The sequence below is a fragment of the Pseudomonas sp. NPDC089530 genome (assembly GCF_050280705.1).
Taxonomy (GTDB): Bacteria; Pseudomonadota; Gammaproteobacteria; order Pseudomonadales; family Pseudomonadaceae; genus Aquipseudomonas.
In genome coordinates, this window is the sequence record NZ_JBNNVU010000162.1 from 1 (window position 1) to 6,337 (window position 6,337).

General features: G+C 63.0%; 6 protein-coding genes and 1 pseudogene. 3 read left to right on the plus strand and 4 right to left on the minus strand.

All coding sequences use genetic code 11. The annotated features are described in order from the left end of the window. The 4 genes and pseudogenes from ACQKQA_RS29450 to ACQKQA_RS29465 form a co-directional block, all read right to left on the minus strand. Nucleotides 1-497 (minus strand): annotated as a pseudogene (locus ACQKQA_RS29450) (hypothetical protein); the annotation flags it as partial. Nucleotides 498-860: 363 nt separating this feature from the next. Continuing rightward, a complete protein-coding gene (locus tag ACQKQA_RS29455; RefSeq protein ID WP_427564691.1) occupies nucleotides 861-1,682 on the minus strand; it encodes a peptidoglycan DD-metalloendopeptidase family protein in 822 nt (273 codons plus the stop codon). 3 nt (nucleotides 1,683-1,685) lie between these two features. Beyond that, nucleotides 1,686-3,065: an exodeoxyribonuclease VII large subunit gene (xseA, locus tag ACQKQA_RS29460; RefSeq protein WP_427564692.1), complete on the minus strand. Its 1,380-nt coding sequence runs from the start codon at nucleotides 3,063-3,065 to the stop codon at nucleotides 1,686-1,688. A gap of 72 nt (nucleotides 3,066-3,137) precedes the next feature. After that, nucleotides 3,138-4,040 (minus strand): LysR family transcriptional regulator, encoded by a 903-nt coding sequence (locus tag ACQKQA_RS29465; protein ID WP_427564693.1) that lies wholly within the window; start codon nucleotides 4,038-4,040, stop codon nucleotides 3,138-3,140. Nucleotides 4,041-4,141: 101 nt separating this feature from the next. Here ACQKQA_RS29465 and ACQKQA_RS29470 point away from each other — a divergent pair, with 101 nt between their 5' ends. The 3 genes from ACQKQA_RS29470 to ACQKQA_RS29480 all read left to right on the plus strand — a co-directional run. Beyond that, complete coding sequence (locus ACQKQA_RS29470; protein WP_427564694.1) at nucleotides 4,142-4,909, plus strand: sulfite exporter TauE/SafE family protein; 768 nt, start codon at nucleotides 4,142-4,144, stop codon at nucleotides 4,907-4,909. Between the two features lie 145 nt (nucleotides 4,910-5,054). After that, complete coding sequence (locus ACQKQA_RS29475) at nucleotides 5,055-5,603, plus strand: sugar ABC transporter ATPase (RefSeq protein WP_427564695.1); 549 nt, start codon at nucleotides 5,055-5,057, stop codon at nucleotides 5,601-5,603. Between the two features lie 173 nt (nucleotides 5,604-5,776). After that, nucleotides 5,777-6,337, plus strand: a 561-nt coding sequence (locus tag ACQKQA_RS29480; protein WP_427564696.1) for an IMP dehydrogenase, incomplete at its 3' end; no start/stop codon positions are given.

Genomic DNA, 6,337 nt, shown 5'->3' on the forward strand with positions numbered 1-6,337 from the left:
CTGGACGCCGAGGCGCGGCCGCTGGACCTCAACCCGGCGCTGCGGCAATGGCTGGATGACGCGGCCCAGGGCGAAGTCGCGGTCTTGCTGCCGGTGCTGGTTTCGTTGTACAGGTGGACGATGGCTTTCTTCGCCCCGCGCAACGATTCGAAGGTACGGGCGATCAGGTCTTCACGGGCCTGGGTCAGCACCTGGATGGTGGTGTCGTCCGGGATGTGGCCGCCTTCGATCAGGGTGCGCACGAAGTCGAAGTCGGTCTGCGAGGCGGCCGGGAAGGAGGCTTCGATTTCCTTCACGCCGACGGCGACCAGGGTCTTCCAGAAACGCAGCTTCTTGACCGCATCCATCGGCTCGATCAGCGACTGGTTACCGTCGCGCAGGTCGGAGCTGCACCAGATCGGCGCGCTGGTGATGGTTTTCGAAGGCCAGGTGCGGTCCGGCAAGTTGATGGTCGGGAACGCGCGGTACTTCGAGGATGGGTCTTTGAGCATGCTCATGGGGAGATCCTTATTGTCCGGGCCGAAAAGAGGCGGCCTGCCGATGAATCAATGGGTGTGTTGCCGATAGTTGAAGCAGGGGACGAGGTACCGCGACTCACCCTGGCAGTCGTGCGCTGACGAGGCAGAGGCTTCGGTGTTGACGACGCTGAATGAGGGTGTGAGAGGTTTTCATGCCCTCAACCCTAACCACTGGGGTGAAAGATGGCAAGCAGTCGAAAAAAATTGAGATAAATCTCTTAAATCTGAGCGATGGCGAGATTTTATTCTGTCGCAGGTAGGGAAGTTTCGCTCTTATTGCGCAGACTTTTTAACCTGCGCAATCCCGGCAGGAGCAAGCAGGCCCCTGCCGTTTTCGGGGGCTCAGGGCTGGAAGGCGCCGATAAAGATCGCCGGATCGACGCGGGCATCGTTCAGGCTGACGTTCCAGTGCATGTGTGGTCCGGTGGCGCGTCCGGTCGCCCCGACTTTCCCCACCACTGCGCCGCGGGCCAGTTGCTGGCCCGGCTTCACGTCGATTTTCGACATATGGCAGAACATGCTGAAAAAGCCTTGGCCGTGATCGACGAAGACGGTGTTGCCGTTGAAAAAGTAGTTGCCGACCAGGATCACCTTGCCGGCCGCGGGTGTCTTGATCGGCGTCCCTGCGGGCACCGCGAAGTCCAGCCCGGCGTGAGGGTTGCGTTCCTCTCCGTTGAAGAAACGGCGTACGCCGAATTTGCTCGACAGCGGACCGCTCACCGGTTTGTCCAGCAGCAGGTTGCTCGGGGTATTGGGGCTGAAGCTGCGGTAGGCGCGGACCTGCTCGGCCAGCTCGGCATCGATGCGCTTGAGGTCGGCCGGCTCGGGATTGACCTGGCGTTTGTTCTTCAGGGTGATGTGTTGCTCTGGGTATTTCTTGCTGCCCACACTGAAGTTCAGGTTACGACCGCCCGTGCTGATCTGCTGGACGCCGGGCTTGACGGTCAGGGGAATGCCGACAATCGCCAGCCAGTTGTTCTGCTCCTTGACCACCAGCAGCGGTTTTCCCTGATAACTGGCTTTAGGCGCCTGGGCGGCGGCGCCCAGGTTGACCACTGCCACACCACCGGGGACCGGTTTGTTCAGCAGGCGGGTGATGTAGCTGTCGGCGTGGGCGTTGAACGTCAGGCAGAGCAACAGCAGGGAGGCGAGAAAACGCGGCATGGATCAATCCAGTAGAGAAAGGGTGACTGGCGTCAGGTGATTGTCTTCGACCCGGACCTGCAATTCGCCTTCGCCGAGCCGGGCCTTGAGGCGCTGGCCCGGATGGGTCTGCCCGGCGCTGCGAATGGCCTGGCCGCGCTCGTCCAGCAGGATGCTGTAGCCCCGGCCCAGGGTGGCCAGCGGGCTGACCACGTGCAGGGTCTGGATCTGGCTCTGCAGTTGCAGGCGCCGGGATTTCAGGCCTTCGCGCATGGCCCGTGGCAGGCGTTCGGCCAGGCTCTCCAGGCGTTGCCGGAGCAGCGCCAACTGACGCCCGGGGTGCTGGCCGGCGAGCCGGGTTTCCAGGCGGAGCAGGCGTTCGCGACGGGTGTTGAGGCTGCGCTCGAAGGCCCGGCGCAGGCGCATGTCCAGGTCATCCAGGCGCTGCGCTTGCTGGCGCAGGCGTTCACCGGGATGGCGCAGGCGCCGGGCCATGCCTTCCAGGCGCAGGCGGTCGCGCATCAGCCGGTCGCGCATGCGGATCACCAGGCGCCGCTGCAGGCTTTCGAGCCGGCGCTGCAGGTCGCTGGAGTCGGGGGCCAGCAGTTCGGCCGCTGCCGAGGGCGTCGGTGCGCGCACATCGGCGACGAAGTCGCTGATCGAGACGTCGGTTTCATGACCCACGGCGCTGACGATCGGTGTCACACAGGCATCAATTGCCCGGGCCACGGCTTCTTCGTTGAAGCACCAGAGGTCTTCCAGGGAGCCACCGCCGCGGGCCAGGATCAGCGCGTCGAAACCCCGGGCATCGGCCATTTTCAGGGCGCGGACGATCTGCGCGGTCGCTTCGCGGCCTTGCACGGCGGTGGGGATCAGGGTCAACGCGACCTGCGGCGCCCGGCGCCGGAACACGCTGATGATGTCGCGAATCACCGCGCCTGTCGGCGAGCTGATAATACCGATGCGCTGAGGGTGGGCGGGCAGAGGCACCTTGCGTTCGGCGCTGAACAGGCCTTCGGCGCTGAGCTTTTCCTTCAGGGCATCGAAGGCCAGGCGCAGGGCGCCGTCGCCGGCCGGTTCGACCGTGTCGAGGATCAGTTGGTAGTCGCCGCGGCCCTCGAACAGTGAGACCTTGCCGCGTACCTTGACCGCCAGGCCGTCTTTCAGCGCCTGGCGCACCCGCGCGGCATTCTGCCGAAACAGCGCACAGCGCACCTGGGCGCCGCTGTCCTTGAGGGTGAAATACACATGGCCGGACGCCGGGCGGGCGAGGTTGGAAATTTCGCCTTCGACCCAGATGTTGCTGAACACGTCTTCCAGCAACACCCGCGCGCGGCCGTTGAGCTGGCTGACGGTCAGGACTTCGCGGTCCAGGCCGAGTCTTGCAAAGGGATCTTTAATCATGGCGCGCAGTTTAAAGGCATTCGGCGAACAATCTCCATGGATCGCAACAAAAGGAGACGATGCTCTCGGTGGCTAGGACGCAAGGGCGCCGTGGAAGTGTTCGATGAACTGTTTGACCAAAGGTGTCGGCTGCTGTCGGCAGGCCAGGGCGACCGTGCTTTGGCACGCCGGGTCCGCCAGGGGCAGGAAGTGCAGGCTGGCGGGCGCGATGTTGCGCATCGACTCGGGCAGCAGGGCGATGCCGAATCCGGCCTGGATCAATTGCAACTGCGTGGTCTTGCGCGACAGCACCCGCGCCGCCTTGGGGAAAAAGCCCTGGCGCATGCACAGCTCGGCCGACAGGTAACTCAGGCCGCCGCGCTGTGGATGGGGGATGGAGATAAAGGCTTCGTCGCGCAGCTGGGCCAGGTCGATGCCCCGGGCGGGCGGATTCGATGCCAGGGCATGATCGGGCGGCACGGCCAGCAGCAGGCGTTCGCTGAACAGCGGGGTGATCTGCACCCCCTCACGTTGGCGCAGCACCGGCAGTCGCAGCAGGCCGATATCCAGCCGGCCTTCGGCGACTTCCTCCAACTGCGCTTCGGAGGACAGGGTCGCGATATCCATCGAGGCACCCGGGCACTCTTCCAGATAGCAGCTGATGGCCTGCAGCACCCGGCCGCTCATGGACACCGTGCTGGAGTGGCTCAGGCGCAGCGTCCCCCATTGCCCCTGGCCGACCTGGGTCGCCAGTTCGCTGGCCTTGTTCAGCTCGTCCAGCAGGTTGCGCGCTCGCGGGTAGAAGGCCTCGCCTGCCGCCGTCAGCCGGGGCAGGCGCGCGGTACGCTCGAACAACGGGGTTTGCAGGTGGTTTTCCAGTTCCTTGATCTGCCGGCTGAGGGCGGACTGGGCGATGAACAACCGTTCGGCTGCGGCGCTGAAACTGCCGCTGTCGACAATTTCCACGAAATAGCGCAGTTGTCGGGTGGAAATCACAAGTCATGCCTTTTTGAGATGGGTTGAGGGCTTGGATGATATTAGTCGCAAGGCTTGCCGCTGGCTAAAGTCATTTCCGGATCAATGAGGATGACGAGTCGATGAGCATGGTTGAGTTGCTGGGACAGTGGTCGTGGGGCGTGAGTGGCTGGTTGGCGATCGGCCTGGGGATCGCCCTGGCCTATATCGTGTTCGGCATTGCCGGGTTCGGCACGGCGCTGGTGGCCGGTCCGGTCCTGATCCTGTTCATGCCGTTGTCGAAGATCGTGCCGCTGCTGGTGCTGCTGGATTTCGTCGCGGCCTTCGGCAATCTCCTGCCGTCGCGCCGGGACGTCGAGCGTGCCGAGCTGGTGCGCCTGCTGCCGTGCATGGCGCTGGGCTGCACTCTGGGGGTGATTTTCCTGCTCAACCTCAAGTCCGATGTGCTGCTGCTATTGATGGGGCTGTTTATCAGCGCTTATGCGGTGTACAGCCTGTGGGTCAAGGCGCGGCCCAAAGCGCTGGCGGCGGGCTGGGCGATTCCGATGGGGACGGTGGGCGGGATGTTCGGCGCGCTGTTCGGCAGCGGCGGCTTCTTATATGCCATCTACCTGAACAGCCGCCTGCCCAAGGAGGCGGCGCGGGCCACCCAGAGCGCGTTGATCAGTTGCAGCACCGTGGTGCGTCTGAGCCTGTTCGCCATCGCCGGTGTTTATGCGCAACTGCCTTTATTGGCGCTGGCGCTGTGTCTGGTACCGGCGATGGCACTGGGTCTGTGGATAGGTCGGCGCCTGACCATGAAGCTGTCCCGCGAGGCGTTTGTCCGGCTGGTGACCTGGCTGGTGCTGGCCAGTGGCATTGCCCTGATCTCGCGGTATCTGAGCACTTGACCTGTGGGGTTCAGGGATTAAGCTGCGGGCCCTCGGACCTGCCCGGCGCGCCGACTTCTACACTGAATCTGTAGGCGGCGGTTTGCCGGCGATACAGTCCGGGCAAGCGACGCAGACTTCCCTTCAGACGCTTCAGGCCCCACCCATGAACTCGCAAAGCATCATCGTTCCGAAAATTTCCACTATGCCGGTTCACGAACCCCGCGCCCGGGCGATTGTGCGCTGGCTGGTGCGCAAGAACATCGTCGAGGAAACCCTGAGCACCTGTGGCCGTACCGGCAATCGTATGGGCCACGCCATTGCGCCCGGCGCGCGGGAGGTGGTGCTGCATCCGGACGCCTTGCCGTTCGGCGAAGCGATCAACGGCCTGGAGATCATCACCAAGCGCTGCATCTATACCCCTTCCAAGGGGTTTCTCGAGGAAGCGGGCTGCGCCGAATGCCGGCAGGAAGTGGGGGAGGCGCTGTTCGAGAGTCTGGAAGACTGGATGCCCGGGCGCACCGATAACTTCACCTGCCCCGAGTGCGGGCATGAAGATGACATCAACGGCTTTCTGTTCTTGCAGGAATGTGGGTTTTCCAACCTGGGTTTCATCTTCAACAACTGGACCGAGGCCGGGTTCAAGCAGAGCTTTCTCGATGAGTTCGCCGACTGGCTGGATCAGCCGGTGAGCTGGGTGAAGGTAGAGTTGTAGAAGGGCATTTACGCGGAGGAGGGAGGTCGTTGGTCAGTTGCGAAACAGAGAGCGTGTCGCGCCAGATTCCCCATCCATCACCCCATCGATAATTGGCCGACTTTTACATTGAGCCCGGGTAGGTGTCTGAGTATAATGGCGCGCTTCCATTTTCCCGCCCGGGAGCCCCCGCGATGCTGCGTATCAGCCAAGAAGCCCTGACCTTCGACGACATTCTCCTAGTGCCCGGTTATTCCGAGGTACTTCCTAACGAAGTCAGTCTCAAGACCCGCCTTACCCGTGGCATCGAGCTGAATATTCCACTGGTTTCTGCCGCAATGGACACCGTTACCGAAGCCCGTCTGGCAATCGCCATGGCTCAGGAAGGTGGCATCGGCATCATCCACAAGAACATGACCATCGAGCAGCAAGCTGCCGAAGTCCGCAAGGTCAAGAAGTTCGAAGCCGGCGTCGTCAAGGACCCGATCACCATCGAGGCCGACGCCACGGTGCGTGACCTGTTCGAACTGACCCGCATGCACAACATTTCCGGCGTTCCGGTGCTGCACGATGGCGACCTGGTCGGCATCGTCACTTCTCGTGACGTACGTTTCGAAAACCGTCTGGATGCCCGTGTCCGCGACGTGATGACGCCAAAAGAGCGTCTGGTCACGGTCAAGGAAGGCGCCGACAAGAACGACGTGCGCGAACTGCTGAAGTCCTATATCCCGCCAGTAGGCATCGGCGAAGTCATG

Bases quoted from the DNA above. Each gene is read 5' to 3' on its own strand.
- ACQKQA_RS29455 (WP_427564691.1), bottom strand. From the start codon at position 1,682: ATGCCGCGTTTTCTCGCCTCCCTGCTGTTGCTCTGCCTGACGTTCAAC.
- xseA (WP_427564692.1), bottom strand. From the start codon at position 3,065: ATGATTAAAGATCCCTTTGCAAGACTCGGCCTGGACCGCGAAGTCCTG.
- ACQKQA_RS29470 (WP_427564694.1), top strand. From the start codon at position 4,142: ATGAGCATGGTTGAGTTGCTGGGACAGTGGTCGTGGGGCGTGAGTGGC.
- ACQKQA_RS29475 (WP_427564695.1), top strand. From the start codon at position 5,055: ATGAACTCGCAAAGCATCATCGTTCCGAAAATTTCCACTATGCCGGTT.